This window comes from Streptomyces avidinii, from assembly GCF_045161815.1.
GTDB classification, from domain to species: Bacteria; Actinomycetota; Actinomycetes; order Streptomycetales; family Streptomycetaceae; genus Streptomyces; species Streptomyces avidinii.
Genome location: NZ_CP108863.1, coordinates 2146855 through 2162345, shown reverse-complemented (window position 1 = coordinate 2162345; position 15491 = coordinate 2146855). Strand labels below are relative to the sequence as shown.

10 protein-coding genes are annotated in these 15491 nt (G+C 74.4%); 6 read left to right on the top strand and 4 right to left on the bottom strand.

Features of this window, described 5'->3' with window-relative positions; genetic code table 11:
- From OG373_RS09650 to OG373_RS09630, 5 genes are all read left to right on the top strand, one after another.
- A complete protein-coding gene (locus OG373_RS09650) occupies window positions 1-798 on the top strand; it encodes a glycosyltransferase family 2 protein (RefSeq protein ID WP_405437472.1) in 798 nt (265 codons plus the stop codon).
- Between the two features lie 122 nt (window positions 799-920).
- Window positions 921-2108, top strand: coding sequence for an AAA family ATPase (locus OG373_RS09645; RefSeq protein ID WP_405437471.1), 1188 nt, complete (start codon window positions 921-923; stop codon window positions 2106-2108).
- Window positions 2105-2611 (top strand): hypothetical protein, encoded by a 507-nt coding sequence (locus OG373_RS09640; RefSeq protein ID WP_405437470.1) that lies wholly within the window; start codon window positions 2105-2107, stop codon window positions 2609-2611. Before OG373_RS09645 ends, OG373_RS09640 begins: the two co-directional genes overlap by 4 nt.
- Window positions 2612-2777: 166 nt before the next feature.
- A complete protein-coding gene (locus OG373_RS09635; protein ID WP_405437468.1) occupies window positions 2778-4481 on the top strand; it encodes a hypothetical protein in 1704 nt (567 codons plus the stop codon).
- Window positions 4478-7345, top strand: coding sequence for a bpX6 domain-containing protein (locus OG373_RS09630; RefSeq protein ID WP_405437466.1), 2868 nt, complete (start codon window positions 4478-4480; stop codon window positions 7343-7345). Before OG373_RS09635 ends, OG373_RS09630 begins: the two co-directional genes overlap by 4 nt.
- 47 nt (window positions 7346-7392) lie before the next feature.
- Here OG373_RS09630 and OG373_RS09625 read toward each other — a convergent pair whose 3' ends face one another.
- Together OG373_RS09625 and OG373_RS09620 are read right to left on the bottom strand one after the other, a co-directional pair.
- Window positions 7393-8364: a glycosyltransferase gene (locus OG373_RS09625; protein ID WP_405437464.1), complete on the bottom strand. Its 972-nt coding sequence runs from the start codon at window positions 8362-8364 to the stop codon at window positions 7393-7395.
- Window positions 8310-10322 (bottom strand): O-antigen ligase family protein, encoded by a 2013-nt coding sequence (locus tag OG373_RS09620; protein WP_405437462.1) that lies wholly within the window; start codon window positions 10320-10322, stop codon window positions 8310-8312. The genes OG373_RS09625 and OG373_RS09620 overlap by 55 nt, the downstream gene beginning before the upstream one ends.
- Window positions 10323-10402: 80 nt before the next feature.
- On the opposite strand from OG373_RS09620, the gene OG373_RS09615 reads away from it, so the two are divergent.
- Window positions 10403-11098: a hypothetical protein gene (locus OG373_RS09615; protein ID WP_405437460.1), complete on the top strand. Its 696-nt coding sequence runs from the start codon at window positions 10403-10405 to the stop codon at window positions 11096-11098.
- A 17-nt stretch (window positions 11099-11115) separates the two neighbouring features.
- Here OG373_RS09615 and OG373_RS09610 read toward each other — a convergent pair whose 3' ends face one another.
- Together OG373_RS09610 and OG373_RS09605 are read right to left on the bottom strand one after the other, a co-directional pair.
- Window positions 11116-12165, bottom strand: a complete 1050-nt coding sequence (locus OG373_RS09610) for a glycosyltransferase (RefSeq protein WP_405437459.1) — start codon at window positions 12163-12165, stop codon at window positions 11116-11118.
- Entirely contained in the window at window positions 12162-15461 is a 3300-nt protein-coding gene (locus OG373_RS09605; protein WP_405437457.1) for a DUF4082 domain-containing protein, read from the bottom strand. Before OG373_RS09605 ends, OG373_RS09610 begins: the two co-directional genes overlap by 4 nt.
- Window positions 15462-15491 lie beyond the last annotated feature (30 nt).

The following is a 15491-nucleotide window of genomic DNA, read 5'->3' as shown; positions in this document are numbered from 1 at the left end:
ATGATGCGCCGGATCGCGCGGGCCCCCTGGGAACTGCTCAAGCGGACCTTCGGCTGGCTGGTGCTCTTCGAAGCCAGGAACAAGGTCCTGCTGGCCCCCTCCGCCCTGCGGCTGCGCCGCCTGGAGGACACCGAGACACGCCGGCTCGCCGCAGACCTGGGCGAACCCCCGGCCGCCCTGGTCGCCACCGTCATCCCCACCCACCGGCGCCCCGGGGCCCTGCGCGCGGCGGTCCGCTCCGCGCTGGACCAGTCGGTCACCGACCAGGTGGTCATCGTCGTCGACGACGGCGCAGGCCTTCCCGAACTACCGTCGGACCCGCGGCTGTTCGCGGTGTCCCTGGCCCGCAACACGGCGACCGCCGGAGTCGTGCGCAACGTGGGCATCCGGCTGACCAGGTCGCGCTACGTCGCCTTCCTGGACGACGACAACCTGTGGGAGCCCGACCACCTGGAGCAGGCCCTGGCCGCGCTGGAGGCCCCCGACGGACCCGATGCCGTCTACACCGCGCTGCGCAGGGTGCTGCCCGACGGCACGGACCACGACGTCCTCTCCGTGGCCTTCGACCGCCGCCGCGCCGCCCACGAGGCCTTCCTCGACACCAACGCCTTCGTGGCGCGCCGCAACCGCTCCCTGTACTTCAGCCGGCTGCGCCGCACCCCCGAGGTGCTGCCCCGGGAGGACTGGGAACTCGTACGCCGCTACGCCCGCCGCCACGAGGTCCGCCACCTGCCCCGGCCGACCGTCCGCTACCTGGTCAACCCGGCGAGTTTCTACACCGCCTGGGACGGCCCCTGAGCCCTGTCGACAAAGTACTCGGCGGCCGAGCACGCCCCGCGGCGGCGGTGCCGGGCGGTCCGTCCGGCTGAATGGAAACCCGCTGGTGGGCGTGGATTCGGCCCCCGTAGACTCCGGTGCTCGTGACCGAGATCAGCACCGCCCCGACCACCGTCCCCGCCACGCCCGCCGCGTCCACGCTCGCCGCGGACGCCGAGTCGGTCGGGGCTGCCGTGGCCGCCGCAGGCCGGGGCCTGATCGACCGTGAGACGGTCGCGGAGGTGGTCACGCTCTGCGCGGTCGCCGGTGAGCACCTCCTGGTCATCGGCGCGCCGGGCACCGCCAAGTCCGAGGCCGTGCGCCGGATCGCCGGTCGGCTCGGCGGCCGCTACTTCGAGTACCTGCTCGGCCGGTTCACCGAGCCGAACGAGCTGTTCGGCCCCGTCGACCTGCGCGGCCTGCGTGAGGGCCGGGTCGAGTTCGAGACCGCCGGGATGCTGCCCGAGGCCGAGATCGCCTTCCTGGACGAGGTGTTCCTCGGATCCACAGCCGTGCTCAACACCCTCCTCGGACTGCTCAACGAACGGGTCTTCCGCCGCGGCCGCACCGTCCTCGACAGCCCGCTGCGGGTCTGCGTCGGCGCCGCCAACCACCTGCCCGACGACCCCGCCCTGGCCGCCTTCGCCGACCGCTTCCTCGCCCGCGTGTTCGTCGAGCCGGTGGCCGACGCCCGGCTGGAGGAACTGCTCGAGGCCGGCCGCCGCCCCGCGGTCGCGTCCGCAGCGCCGGCCGTCCCCGGAGGCCTGCTCGCCGCCGTCGACAGGCTCGCCGCGGCCGCCCGCGCCTGCGACCTCGACGAGGTCACCCCGCTGGTCGGTACCGCGCTGCGGCGGCTGCGCAGTGCCGGGGTGCCGGTCGGCGACCGCCGGGCGGTGCGCTCGCAGAAGCTGGTCGCGGCCGCCGCCGTGCTGGACGGCCGGACCACCGCATCCGCGCGTGACCTGTGGGTACTGCCGCTGATCGCCCCGACCGCCGACACCCAGGCGCTGGCCCGCGACACCCTCGCAGACCTGGTGGAGAAGGCCGCCAACCGCAGCCTGGTGCACGCCGCCGAAGAGCTGTCCCGCAGCACCGCCGCGCGCGCCGAGCGGCTGGCCCGCACCGGCACGGCCCTGCTCGCAGCGCACCGGAACCTCCCCGAAGGACGGGACTCGCGGCTGCGGTTGGAGGCCGCTCTGCGCGAGATCGACGCGGGCTTCGAGCCGGCCGACCTGCCCGCCGCGCTGGCCGGGATACGTGCCGAGCTGGTCGCGGCGGTCGCCCCCTCGTGACCGCCGCCCAGCCGTCTCCGCCCGCCCCTGAGCCCGCCCTTCCGCAGTCCTTTCCGCTCCGGTGGGAGCGCCGTGAGCCCCCGCTCCCGGCCGCCGCCGTCCTCGCGGTGGGCGACGCGGTGCCCGGCCTGGCCGCCGCGGCCCTCGAGCGGGTCCGCGACGGCGCCCGCCTCGGCGTGCTCGCCGACGACGGTCCGGGCCTGCCGGCCGCCGACCGCGCGCTGCTCGTGCTCGGCGCCGAGGCGGACCTGCCGTGGGCCGACGGCGCCCGCTACCTGGGCCGCGACGCCGGCCTGCTGGTCCCCACCACGGCCCGCCCCGCGCCGGCCGCCCCGCTCTGGCGCCGGGCCATCGGCGCGGTCGAGGGCCAGCTCTGTGTGCTCGTCCCGGGCCGTGCGCTGGTCGCCGACCCACCCGCGCCGGTCACTTCCCCGGACGCCCTGGACCCCTTCACCCGGCCGGAGGGCGCCGACCCGGACGGCGCCGGGGGCGGCACCCGATGATGCGGCCGCAGCAGCCTGCGCGCCGCCGAGCCGCCGCGGGGCAGCCGTGTGCCGCGCCGTCCCCGGCCGGGGCCGCCGGCCCGGCGCCCGTACCGCCCCGCGTATCCGTTCCCGGCTCCGCCCCGCCGCCCCGCGGCCGGGCCGCCTCTCCGTGGAGTGCCCGCCGATGAAGACCACCCGCCTGCCCGCCGCACTCGCCCCCTGGGCCGGCACCCTCTCGGCCATCACTCCTGAACTCGCCGTCGCATTCGGCCCGTTGCTCCAACGCCTGGACGCCCTGGTCGGTGAGCGCGAGCCCGTCGCCGATGTGGTCGGCGACCCCGACGGCCTCGGCGGCCTCGCCCGCTCGGGCCGGCCGGACCGGCTGCTGCCGTCCGAGTGGCTGCTCGCCGACGAGTACCCGGACGAGTTCCTGCGCCGCTTCGTCGACGGCGAACTGCTCCACCTGGCTCCCGAGTTCCGCACCCCGGCGGTCCGCGGCAGGATCGCCGCCCTGGTCGACACCGGCCCGACCCAGGCCGGCGCGGGCCGGTTGGTCCAGCTCGCCGCGCTCCTCGTCCTGCACCGCCGGGCGGCCGCGCGCGGCACCGAACTGGTCGTCGTCGTCCTCGGCGACCCGTACGGGCGCCGGCTCACCGGCGACCTCGCCGAGCTGCTTCCGGCCTGGCTGGCCGCACGCCGACCGGTCGACCCGACGCCCTCGGACGTGCAGCACGCGCTGGACGGCCTGGACACCGCCGATCAGGCCTGGCTGCTGACCTCGCCGCGCCTCGCCGAACGGCTCCCGGCGCGCTCCAGGGTCCTGACGAGCGAGCCCACCCGCTGGTCCGCCGACGGCGCCGGCCATGCCGCCGTCCGGCTCGACGGCGCGACGGTCGAACTCCCGCTGCCCGCAGGCGGGATCGCCGTACGGGCGCTGCGCGGGGCGGAGTTCCGCCGGGCCGAGCCGGTCCCGGCCGGCGGGCCGGCCGCCGATCCCGGGGGAGCGGCCGGCCGGGCGCTGCCCGCCTTCACCACCGACGCCCGCACCCTGCTTGCCCGGGGCCGGCGGGCCACCACCCTGCTCGCGGCCAACCTGCCGAACGGCGACGCCCGCATCACCACCACTGTCCGGGCGCGCCGCCACGACCTGCCCGGGCCGGTGCTCGCCGCCGGCCGGACCGGCCGGCGCCTGATCGCCCTGTACGTCCGGGGCGGCGAGCTGGTCCCGTACGTCAGTGGCCGGCCGCTCGGCGAGCGCGGCGGGTACACCGCCGATCTCGCCGCCTTCGGGGTCGGCCGCGACGATGCCGTGCCGGAGGAACTGTTCGCCCGCCCGGTCCTGCCGCTGCTGCGCGCCGGTACCGACCTGCTGCTGCCGCTGGCCGGGCGCTGGTGGCGGATCGGCCCGGACGGCAGCGTCGCCGAGGACGGCGCGCTCGGCCGGGGAGCGCAGGACCGGCCGCACTTCAACCGGTTCCGCGAGCCGAGGCTGCTCGACAGCCAACCGCTTCACGAGGCGGCCCGCGACGCCCGCCACTTCCTGCACGGAGGCGGCTCCCAGGCCTGGTCGCAGGACGGCCGGACCTGGCAGGTGCGGACCGGGTCGGGGGACGAGAGCCGCATCTCCTTCCGCGAGAACGCCGACGTGATCGGCCTCGTCCACGACGGGGGGACGCCCGCGCTGATCACCGTCAGCCGCAGCGGCCTCGTGGTGCGCGGCGTGCGCGCCGACGGTGTGCGGACCCTGACCCGCTTGTCCGGCGGCTCCGGGCCGCCGGCCGTGCACTCGTCCCTGCCGCTGATCGCCGCCGAGACCCGGCCGGGCCGGATCGTGGTCGGCGACGCCAACACCGGCAGGATCCACTTCTCGATCGGGGACACCGAGTGAGCAGCGCCACCCAGGGCACGGCGTTCCGCGCCACCGTCACGGCCACCGGGTTCGTCCTCGACGTGCCCGTGATCGGCCCGGCCGAGGCCGCCGAGCGTGCCATCGCCTCCTGGCAGGACGGTGCCGATCTGCGGCAACTGCCGGACGGGCGATGGCTCTTCGTCCTGGCCGCGCCCGTGGAGATCCGCGCCGACCGGGCTCCCGGGCTCCCCGTCGTGCGGACGGACCGCGGCGCGCAGGCCGCCGTCGGAGCCGACGCCACCGCAGCGGTCGCCGGGCACCTCGCGGTGGCTGCAGGAGGAGTGACGGTCATTCATCGGATCGCAGAACTGGCGGAGCTGGACCCTGCCGGGTGGCTCGACCTGTCCGGGCTCACGCTCCACCGCCCTCGACCGGTCGGCGCCACCGAGCCCGAGGCCGAACCCGTCGTGGAGTCCCTGCCGCGGCAACCAAGGCCCGACCTGCGCGCGGCCGCCGGCATCGCACCCCGGACGGAGCGGGCCCGGCGGCTCACCGAGGACGCCCCGGCCGGTGCCCGTCGCCGGGGGGCGCCGTTCGCGGGGCGTCCGCGTCCGCGGCCGTCTTCCGTGACCGGCCCGTTCGCCTTGGCCATTGTCGTCCTCCTCGTGGTGCTACCCCTCCTCGTCGTCGTCGCGTCGCAGGGCGGCACCTTCCACGTCGGCGTGCTGCTGCTCGCGTTCGCCGCTGGCCCGGCAGCCGCCCGCTTCCGTCAGCGCAACAGCGGCGCCGCACCGGGTCCGGAGGGTTCGGCCGCCGGGGCCGGCGCCGCCACCTCTGAACCGGAGCCCGGCCGCTCGCGCGGCCGCGCCCGCCGCCCCCTGTTCAACGCACTCCTGGCCCGCCTGGCGATGCGTACGGCGGGCCCGCTGATCCAGGGCCGGCACGCCCGCTACCTGCGTGAGCTGACCACCGCGTTCGAGCAGCGCCGCTGGGAGGACGCCCTGCGCGACGCGATCCGGCTGACGGGCGGCCGGCCGGCCGAGCAGAAACCTTGGCTCGCCCTCGGCCTGCCCAGCCGTTACGAGGGCGCCCTGCGCCCCACGCCCCGGGCCGGCGGTTCCGGCGCCGCCTCGCCCCTCTCCGGGCCCACCGTGCACCAGCACCTCGCCGCGCTCTACCAGCGGGCCGCCGAGGGCCTGGAGCGCGAGGGCAGGATCGACGAGGCCGCATTCGTCCTCGCCGACCTGCGGGACGCCCCGGCCGAGGCGGTCGCGTTGCTGGTCCGGCACGGCCGCACCGTACAGGCGGCAGAGCTGGCGGAGGGCCGCGACCTCGGCGCGGACCTCGTGGTCCGGCTGTGGTGGCAGGCCGGCGAGCGCGAACGAGCCGTCCGGACTGCGTACCGCAGGGCCGCATTCGCCTCCGCCGTGGAGCGCCTCGCCTCCGACGACCCGGCGTCCGCCCGCGAGCTGCGCGCCGCCTGGGCCGCGCACCGCAGGGAGTCCGGCGACCGTCTGGGCGCCGCCGAGGTGCTCTGGGCGGACGAGTCGCTGCGCCCGTCGGCTGTCGCCGACCTGCGTGACGCGGTTGCGCTCGGCGGGCCGACCCGGAGCCGGGCGCTGCCGTACCTGCTGGCGCTCGGCGCCGGAGAGGCGGCCAGGGCGCTCGCCCTGGCCGTCCTCGACAGCGACGGGGACCCGGCCACCACCGGACGGTCGGCGCTGGCCGCCGCGCTGGCGGAACTCCCGGCCGCCGACCCGGCCCTGGACCGTGAACTCGCCACCGCGGCGGCCCGGGCGGTCGTCCGGGACGGCGGCTTCGGCGGCGTCCTCGGCGACCGGGACGCGGGGGCCCGCCACCAGCGGCTGCTGAAGCGGGCCGACCCGCTGGTCGCCGCAGACCTGGCCCGGCCGAGCCGCGCGGCCCCCACGGCACACCTCACCGCGCACACCGCCGCCGACCGACCCGGCACGCTGCCGGTGATGGACGCGGCGCTGCTCGGCTCCGGCGCCGTCCTGGTCGCCTGCGGACAGGCGGGCGTCCGGCTGCTCACCGCCGACGGCCGGACCAAGGCCCGCTGGGACGTGCCCGCCGACCAGCTGGTGCTGGCCGACCACGGCGGCGTCGCGCTGCTCGTGGCGGGCTACGGGCGGGTCCGGGAAGTCTCCCGGCTCGACCTCGCCACCCGCTCGGTCCGGCGCTGGACGACGCTCAGTGCGGAGCAGATCGTCCCCTCCTTCGACGGCCGGCACCTGATCACGGCCGACGACGACGGCATCGCGGTCCTGGACACCCTCGCGCCCCGGCCCACCGTGGTCTGGCGCGAACTCGGCGGCGGCGAGCGGCTGGTCGGCCGGCTCGCCCGCACTCCGGCCGGATGCACGGGCGTCGTGGTGTCGCCGCTTCCCGACGGCACGCAGGTCGTCGAGCTCTGGCGCTGGGACCTGCCCGGCTGGGAGCTGCGCTCCCGGCTCCGGCCCGACGCGTTCCGCCCCGGCCGCTCCGCGGCGCTCGCCGCCGGCAGCCTGCTGGCGGCCGACCCGCAGCCGGCGGACGGGTCACCGGACAGGACCGTCCTGCACTGGACCACCGAGAGCCCGCTCGCCCGCCCCGGCGCCCACCCGGGCATCGAAGGCGTCGCGCCGCACGGCCCGATCGTCGACGGCGACCACTGGACGCTCGCGATGCCCGGCCCCGACGGCACCGGAGTCCTCCTGCACACGGGCGCGGGTGCGGGCTCCGCGCCCACCGCGACCGTGTTCTTCCCACAGGCCGACTCGCAGGCCCCGGGCCTTCGCCGGCACGCCGACGCGGTCACCCACTGGCACCGCTCGGGCCGTGTCCTCGCCACCACCCCCGACGGAGCCACCCTGCTCGCCAACCTGCGCGTCACGGTCGGCTGAGGAGGGGGAGGGGGACGGGGACGAGGGCGCGCCGGTCCGACGTCGTCTCAGGGCCCGGGCGTGGCCCGCAGTGCCGACCGGCCGGCCAGGGCGCGGGCGGCCGCCCGGCTCGCGGGCCGGCCGAGGGCCGCCCGCGAGGTCTCCCGCAGCAGTACGGCCGCGCGGAACGCGGCGGTCGCCACGGGCCCGTTCCGGCGCCCGTAGAGCCGTACCCGGTTGAGCGTCAGCAGGGTCCACAGCCGCGGCGAGACCTGCGAGTCCCCGCCCAGGTGGGTGGCCGTGGCCGCCGGCTCCAGCCGGGTGACGAAGCCCAGGTCGCGGGCCCGCAGGCAGTACTCGGTCTCCTCCGAGTACAGGAAGAAGGACTCGTCCCAGGGCCCGCACGCCTCCAGGCACTCCCCGGACAGGGCCATCAGCGCGCCCGTGGCCCAGTCCGCGACCGTGGCCCGCTCGTACGCGGCCGGGTCGGTGACCAGTTCGCTCCAGCGCGGGAACCGCCCGGCCCGGCGGTTGCCCAGCACCGCCTCGCCGAGCGCCCGGGTCACGCGCGACTCCCGGCGCAGCGAGAGCAGCAGCGTACGGCCGTCCTCCTCGTACAGCAGCGGGACGCTGATCCCGACCCGGCCGCCGCCCGGCGCCGCGCCGCCCAGCGCGTCCACGAGCACCTCGGCGCAGCCGCGGCGCATCCGGACGTCCGGATTGCAGACCAGGGCGGCCCGGAAGCCGCCCTCCCACGCGGCGGCCGCCCCGAGGGCGGCATTCACCCCGGCCGCGTAACCGGCGTTGCGGCCGGTCTGGACGATCGTCGCGTCCGGGGCCAGCGAGCGGATCAGGTCCACGGTGCCGTCGGCCGAGTCGTTGTCGGCGACGACCAGGCGCCAGTCGAGCCCGGCCATGCCCGCCGGCAGCGAGGCGAGGAACTCCGGGAGCACCGGGGAGCTGTTCCAGGTGACGACGATGACCGCTACGGGGCCGGCACCCGGATCCGGTCGGCGGGCGGCTGGCTGGCTGAACTGCATGGGAACTCCACGGTTGCGGGCTCCGGCGCCGTACGCCGGATGAACCCGAGGTAGCTGCCTCCGGCGGCGATCGTCAGGAAGAACACCCCGGCGAACATCGGGAAGCTGAGGGCGTCGAACGTGGCGGCGATGACCAGGGAGACGAGGGCCGAGGCGAAGAAGGCCTGCCCCAGCTCCCGGTCGGACTCGGTGCGGGCCAGCCTGCGGATGGCACCGCCCTGGTGGATCCCGGTGAACAGGAGGACCAGGAGCGCGAGCAGCCCCACGAGGCCCATCTCTGCCAGGGTGAGCATGTACTGGTTGTCGGTGAAGAAGAACAGCTCGGGCAGGAAGGTCCCGAAGCCCCGGCCGAACAGCGGCCGTTCGTCGAGGTACGGCACGATCGCGCTGTACTTCACGGTACGGGCCTGGGTGCTGCTGTCGGAGTTCGTCAGGAACGAGGCGAAGAGCGCGGTGATGGTGCCGATCAGCCCGGGAATGATCACCTTGAAGCAGGCCACCGAGCCCATCAGCAGACCGATCGCGGCCCACCGCCGCTCCGGCTTCCAGCGCAGCACCATCACCAGCACCACGATGAGCGCCCCGATGATGGAGGTCCGCGACACCGTCAGCGGCAGGGCGCCCCCCATCAGCACCACGGGCCCCCAGCGCCGCCAGGCACGCAGGTGCCGCCGGACCGGATCGAAGGCCTGCTGCACGGCGAAGGGCAGCAGGATGGCGAGCATCCCGCCGAACTCCAGGGGCTGCGCCGTGGTGGACCGCGGCCGGGTGAAGGACCCCCGGTCCAGGGTGGTGATCTGGGCGACGCTGGACTTCAGGCCCGGGATACTGATGCTGTCGGCGATGTTCGTCGCGGTGAAGAAGTCGTAGAAGCCGACGGCCGCCACCACCGTCCCCATCACGACGGCCCGGCGCAGCAGCACGTCCAGGCGCTCGCGGTCCTGGATCCCCGCGGAGACCAGCACCACCAGCGAGACCCAGACGAGCAGCCCGATCAGCCCGCGGTCCGCCGCGAGGACCTCCTTGTGGGAGCTGCCCCGCATCGCGTTCGCGAGGTAGGAGCCCAGTACGGAGAAGGCCAGCAGGCACATCACCACCCGCGGCAGCCGGGTGCCCGGGGCGGGCAGGATCCGGCCGGTGATCCAGGCGGCCAGGTACCAGAACAGGCACAGCAGCGCGAACACGTTGGCCGGCGTGCCCACCCCGCCCATCCCGGGCAGGGTCAGGTTCGAGGGGATGAAGAAGGCCAGCGCCAGGTAGCAGCTCAGCAGGGCGGTCGCGTCCAGCTGCCGTCCCCACGGCTTGCGGCGGCCGCGCCGCGCCGGGGCGGCCGAGGCCGCGCGCCGCCTGCGGAGCGCGGCCAGCAGACTGTCCGTCAGGAAGGAGAGCGTGAAGGCGGTCGTGGTGCCCAGGATGACGACGCCCAGCACCTGCTGGTAGCGGCTCTTCATCTGCGGCACCGGGGTCTGCGGCAGCACCACGGGGGCCGTCTGCACCATGTACGCGGGCTTGACCTTGGCCGCCGCCTGGAGAGCGTTGAGCGTCTCCCCGGCGAAGGCGGTCAGCTTGTTGGTCTCCTCCAGCACCTTCGCCCGGTCGGTCCCCGTGACGGTCAGCGTCAGCATCGGCCCCGAGGTGTTCGCGGCGAAGCCGACCGTGTAGGGGTCGGTCACCCCGATGCCCTGCAGGTCCCGTGCCGCGTCCGTCCCCGACAGCGTCCTGATCAGCACGTCCGCGGTGACCACCAGCGAACCGCCGGCGTTCGCGATGGGATTGCCGAAGGCGGGGGCCAGTTCGGCCACCGCCGTGGAGTCCAGCAGCGCCACCGAGCTCTCCGACTGGTAGGCCACCGGCACCGAACGGTACAGGTGGGCCCCCGCGAGCAGGCTGATGACCGTCAGCGGCACCATCACGTACCAACGGCGCCGGAGCACCGCGACGATCTCACCGATGCTCATGAACACCCCCCGAGGAAGCCGCAATTGATGGCGGGCCTACCCATGTCCTGGAAAGATCGGTCACAACGGAAGGAATCTCTGTGTCGCCTGGTGAGTTGGTCCGAGCGCTGCGTCGGCGCTGGTACGTCCTGATCGTGGCGGGGGTGCTCGCGGCCGCCGGAGCCGTCCAAGTGCTGCACCCCACACAGACGTACCTGAGCACGGCGATCGTCGTGCTCAAGCCCCCGGTGACGGACAACCAGCCCAACCAACTGGCCAATCTGCAGCCGCCGCTCGCCGCCGTCTCCTACGCCGCGGTGCAGCAGCTGGACTCGCCCGCCGGCGCCGCGGAGCTCCGCGCCGCGGGCGTGAGCGGAACGTACCGGCTGATACCGCGCAACAGCGGGACCAGCGTCACCCCGCGCTACCTGATCCCCTCGCTCCAGATCCAGGCGGAGCAGGCCGGCCCGGCCGCCGCGGACACGGCCGTCCGGAAGATCATCGAGATCTACACCAGGCACCTCACCGACCTGGAGACGCAGCAGGGCGTCCCGGACTCCGCGCGGATGAGCGTCACCCTGCTGGTACCGCCCACCGCGGTGGTGCAGACCGGCACCAAGAGCCGGGGGCTCGCCGGGACGGCCCTGCTGGGCGGGGTCGGCGGCGTGGTGGCGGCCCTGTGGGCCGACCGGCTCCTGACACGCCGGAGCCGGCGCCGGCGTACTGCCGCCGACGCCGGTCCGGTGGTGCGGGCCGAGGAGCCCGAGCGGGCGCCCCTCGTGGGGGCGACCCGCTGAGCCCAACAGATGGATCATCAGATCCCTCGACGCTTCCAGGACCGCCACCACAGCCACTCGCGCCCCCGGTCGGCAACGGCCGAGAGGACGAGCGGCTGGAGGTACGGCATGGCACGCGCCCCGATGCGCCGGCGCCGCAGGAGCGCCCGGTACTCGGCGAGCGACGTGTAGTCCTCGGGCAGGCACTCGGCCGCGAACTCCACGAGCTCGTCCACCGGAACCACCGCGGTGCGCCCCCGGTCGTATGCCCGGTAGGCGCGCCGCAGCGCGTACCGGGCCAGCCGGGTGCGCGCCGCCAGTGCCAGCCGGTCGGACCCCGGGAGCAGCCCGCCGCACTTGTCGAGGACCGAGTCGAAGGCGACGAGGCGCTGGCGCAGGTCGTCGAGCTGACCGCCGAAGTCCGTGGTGGACATGTTGTTGCCGTGAACCCGGTAGAAGGCCTGGTCCGCCCCGCGGACGTAGCCCACGTCGGCGTGGGCCGCGAGCCGCATCCACATCTCGATGTCACCGGCGTGCGGCAGCTCCGGGTCGTAGCCCCCGACCTTGCGCTGGAGAGTCGTGCGGACCACCACCTCGGGTGAGGTGATGCACCCGGTGCCCTCCCGGAACCGCCGGTCCAGCCACCACCGTCCGGGGTAGACGACCGATCCGGTGCTCCGGGTGCGGGCCGCGGGCAGCGGCCCGCCGTGCCGGAAGCGCAGCGGCCTGCCGTAGCAGAAGCCCGCCTCCGGATGCGCGTCGAGCAGGGCCGCCGCGCGCACCAGAGCGCCGGGAACCAGCCGGTCGTCCGCCGACAGCAGGGCGACGTAGTCCCCGTCGGCCCACTCCAGCAGGCCCTCGTTGTAGGTGGCGATGTGGCCCTTGTTGCTCTCGTGGACCCGTACCTCGATCCGCGGGTCGGCGGCCGCCAGCGCGCGGGCGACCTCCGCGGAGTCGTCGGGCGAGGCGTCGTCGATGATCAGCACCCGCACGTCGACGCCCTCCTGCTCGTCCAGCACGCTCTTGACGCAGTCCGCCAGGAAGTGGCCGTACTTGTAGCAGGGGATCACCACGCTGACCGTGCTCACTGCCCGCTCACCTCATTGGACAGCCCCTCCTGCAGGGCGGCCGGCGCGGTGGTGGTGAAGATCGGGCCGACCCAGTAGTTCACCGAGCCGAAGGTGTTCGTCGGGAAGGCGGTGGCCGCCCCGTACTTGTAGAGGCCGTTGGCGCTGCCCGCCGCGTCGGCCGGGGCCACCAGGGGATAGGAGCGGTGCGCGCCGGCGAAGTAGCCGCCGTCCACCGAATAGTTGCCGTTCGGTGCGTGGTAGGAGGCCACGTACGTGGTCCCCGCCGTGATGGGCACCGGCGTGGCGAACTGCAGCTGCTGCCAGCCGGTCAGGGTCTCGCTGCCGAAGGTGCCGGTGGCGAGCAGGGTCCCGGAGGCGGACCACAGGCTGCCGGTGTGCGTACCGGTGTTGCCGGGGCCCTTGTAGAAGGTGACACCGGTGATGTAGCCGTTCACCGCGGACTGGAAGCGCGTGCCCAGCTCCACGGAGTTGGCGTCGTCCCCCACGTTGGCTGTGCTGGGGGTGGTGGTCCCGTTCCACAGGGTGCACGGGCAGTTCACCGTCGGCGGGTTCGGGCTCGTGGTGAAGTTCCACGTGACCGGTGCGGCCATCGCGTTGCCCCACAGGTCGGAGGCCTGGACGGACGCCGTGTAGGTGGAGTTCAGGGCCAGTTCGGAGGACGGGGTGAAGGTCGCGCTGTTGGACGCGCCCAAAACCTTGGTGCCCGGAACGGCCGCACCGCCGGAGTCCTTGACCGAGAACACCAGGGAGTCCGCGTCGATGGCGTTGCTGAAGGTGGCCGACACGGCCGCCGTGATCTGGGTGCCGGTCGCCGCGGACTGCGGCGAGGTGGCGCTGACGGTGGGCGGGGTCGTGCTCGCGGTGGAGGTGTCCAGGACCGCGTCCACCCAGTAGTTGCTGCCGGAGGAGGCGGTGGACGGGAATCCGCCCGTGGCGCTGTAGCGGTAGACGCCGTTGCCGCCGTCGATGCCGCTCCTCAGCGCGGTGAGCGGGGCCAGGCCCGCGTCGCCTGCGGCGAAGGTGGTGTCGAAGGAGTAGCCGCCGTGCGGGGCGAAGTAGGAGGCGACGTAGGTGGTGTTCGCCTTGACCGGGACCGGGGTGGCGAAGTTCAGCTGCTGCCAGCCGGACGCCGTCTCATTGGTGAAGGTGCCGGTGGCCAGACGCTGGCCGGTGCTGCTCCAGAGGCTGCCGGTGTGCGTGCCGGTGTTGGCGGGGGACTTGTAGAAGCGGACGCCGGTGATCGAACCGGCCACCGAGGAGCGGATCTTCACACCGAGCTCGACGGCGCTGCCGTCACCGGCGTTGACGGTGCCCGGTACGGCCGCGGCGGGCCATACGGTGCAGGGGCACTGCTGGGGTCCCACGGTCAGCGGCACCGTGGTGGTGGCGCCGATGTTGACGCTGTCGTCCACGGCGCGCACCTTGATCTGCGCGGCGCCCTGGACGGTCGGCGTCCACTTGTAGCTCCAGGACCCGAGGCCCGTGGTCGCCTTCCAGGTCGTGCCGCCGTCGGTGGACACCTCCACCCGGGCGACCACGCCGCCGCCGGTGTCGGCGGCCGTTCCCGTGATGGTCACGGGCCGCAGCGCCGGTACGGTGGCGTTCGCCGCCGGGCTGGTCACCGTCACGCCCGGGCCCACGGCGTCCGTGGAGGCGGTGGAGGCGATCAGGTCGCTCTGCAGCGACTTGGGCTGGACGCCCATGTCGGCGAAGATGTTGACCGTGGCCTGCTGCATCCGCTTGTCCGCGGTGACCACCGCGTCGTCCGGGTTGCCGGTGGGCATGTTGGTCAGGCCCCAGGACCACTGCACCGTGCCCGCGCCGAACACCAGGGCGTGCGAGGTCTGGTCGCGGAAGGCGACCAGGCTGTGCGTGGCGGTGCCGTTCCCGTAGGTGTTGCCGTAGTCCTTGAGGAGCTTGCCGTCCTCGATGTCCACCGTGGTGGAGGACATCGTGATCTGCCCGGCGGGCCGGCTGGCGTTCTCCACGTCGCTGTCCCACTCGTAGCCGAGCGTGCCGGTGGGGAACGTGGCGGTCTGCGAGGGAGTGAGGTTCGCGACCGTGGTGTTGCGCCACAGCCGCTGCTTGGCGAAGGTGCCGGGCACCGTGATCGCGTCGCTGCGGTAGCCGTTGACGCTGAACATCGAGCCGGTCAGCTGGTTCTGCGGCTGGTAGGGCCGCCCGCCCGTGGCACTGGCCGGGTCCATGAAGGTGCCCGTCCAGATCCCGCTCGGATCGGGGACGCCGTTCGGCTGGGGGAAGGACAGCTTGGTCTCCTTGTACGAGACCAGGGTCCGGTTGGCGGTGCCCGCGCCGTCGATGCTCGGCGCCAGACGGGTCTTCCAGAAGACCTCGTTGCCGCTGAAGTACGTCTGGTGGACCCCGGCCCGGCGCGCGTTCAGCGCGTTGGTGAACTGGTCCTGGGTCCAGTACTCGTCGTGCCCGGAGGACAGGAAGACCTTGTGGTTGCGCAGCAGGGTGCCGCCGCGCACCGACATGTCGACGCCGGACATGTAGCTCACGTCGTAGCCGTTGCGCTCCAGCCACGCCACCATCTGGAACTCGGACCCGTAGATCCCGTTGTCCCCGCCGATGTCCATGGGCCGGTTGTAGCTGACCTCGTACGCCCGCCCGTCCGGGGCGGGGCCGCCGCCGTCGTACAGGTCCTGGCCGCCGTAGTTGTTGTACGCCTGCCAGGTCTGGTCACTGGTCTGCACGACGATGTCGGAGTGGCTGGCGTCGTTGCGGACGACGAACGGGTAGGGCATCACCCCGTTGCCGTCCGCCTGGTCGAAGTTGACGACGTAGAGCCCGGACACGGCGTCGGCCGGCACGGTCCACGTCGTGGTGACGGGCCAGTTCCCGCAGTCGACCAGGCCGGTGGCGGCCTTTTTGGCGCAGGTCTGCGGGGCGCCGCCCGGCGCGAAGTTCGCCGGGTACGTCTGCGCCGCCTGGGCCGCGGTCGACATCAGGCGGGCGCCGTCGCCCCCGTAGTGGCCGAGGCGGTAGACGGAGACGCGGTACGGCGTCGGCGACTGGATCTTGAACTGCACGGTCTCGCCGGCCTGGACGCTCGTCTGGGCCGGGAAGCCCTTGATGTCGCCGTACGCGCTCGGCGCGAACCAGTCGGACATCGGTGTGCCCGGTTTGGAGTTCTCGCACACGATCGCGTTCGTACCGGGACCGCAGGGATCGACCGCGCCGGCCAGCGCGGCCGGCGGCAGGACCGTGGCCATCAAGGCCGCGATCACGGTGAAGAGACCGTAACGGAGCAACCTTGTCCGTCTGTTCATCTGGACCTCATTGTTTGCGTGAGCGCGGGG

Coding starts and splice junctions, on each gene's coding strand:
- OG373_RS09650 (WP_405437472.1), top strand. CDS start 1: ATGATGCGCCGGATCGCGCGGGCCCCCTGGGAACTGCTCAAGCGGACC.
- OG373_RS09635 (WP_405437468.1), top strand. CDS start 2,778: ATGAAGACCACCCGCCTGCCCGCCGCACTCGCCCCCTGGGCCGGCACC.
- OG373_RS09625 (WP_405437464.1), bottom strand. CDS start 8,364: ATGCAGTTCAGCCAGCCAGCCGCCCGCCGACCGGATCCGGGTGCCGGC.
- OG373_RS09620 (WP_405437462.1), bottom strand. CDS start 10,322: ATGAGCATCGGTGAGATCGTCGCGGTGCTCCGGCGCCGTTGGTACGTG.
- OG373_RS09605 (WP_405437457.1), bottom strand. CDS start 15,461: ATGAACAGACGGACAAGGTTGCTCCGTTACGGTCTCTTCACCGTGATC.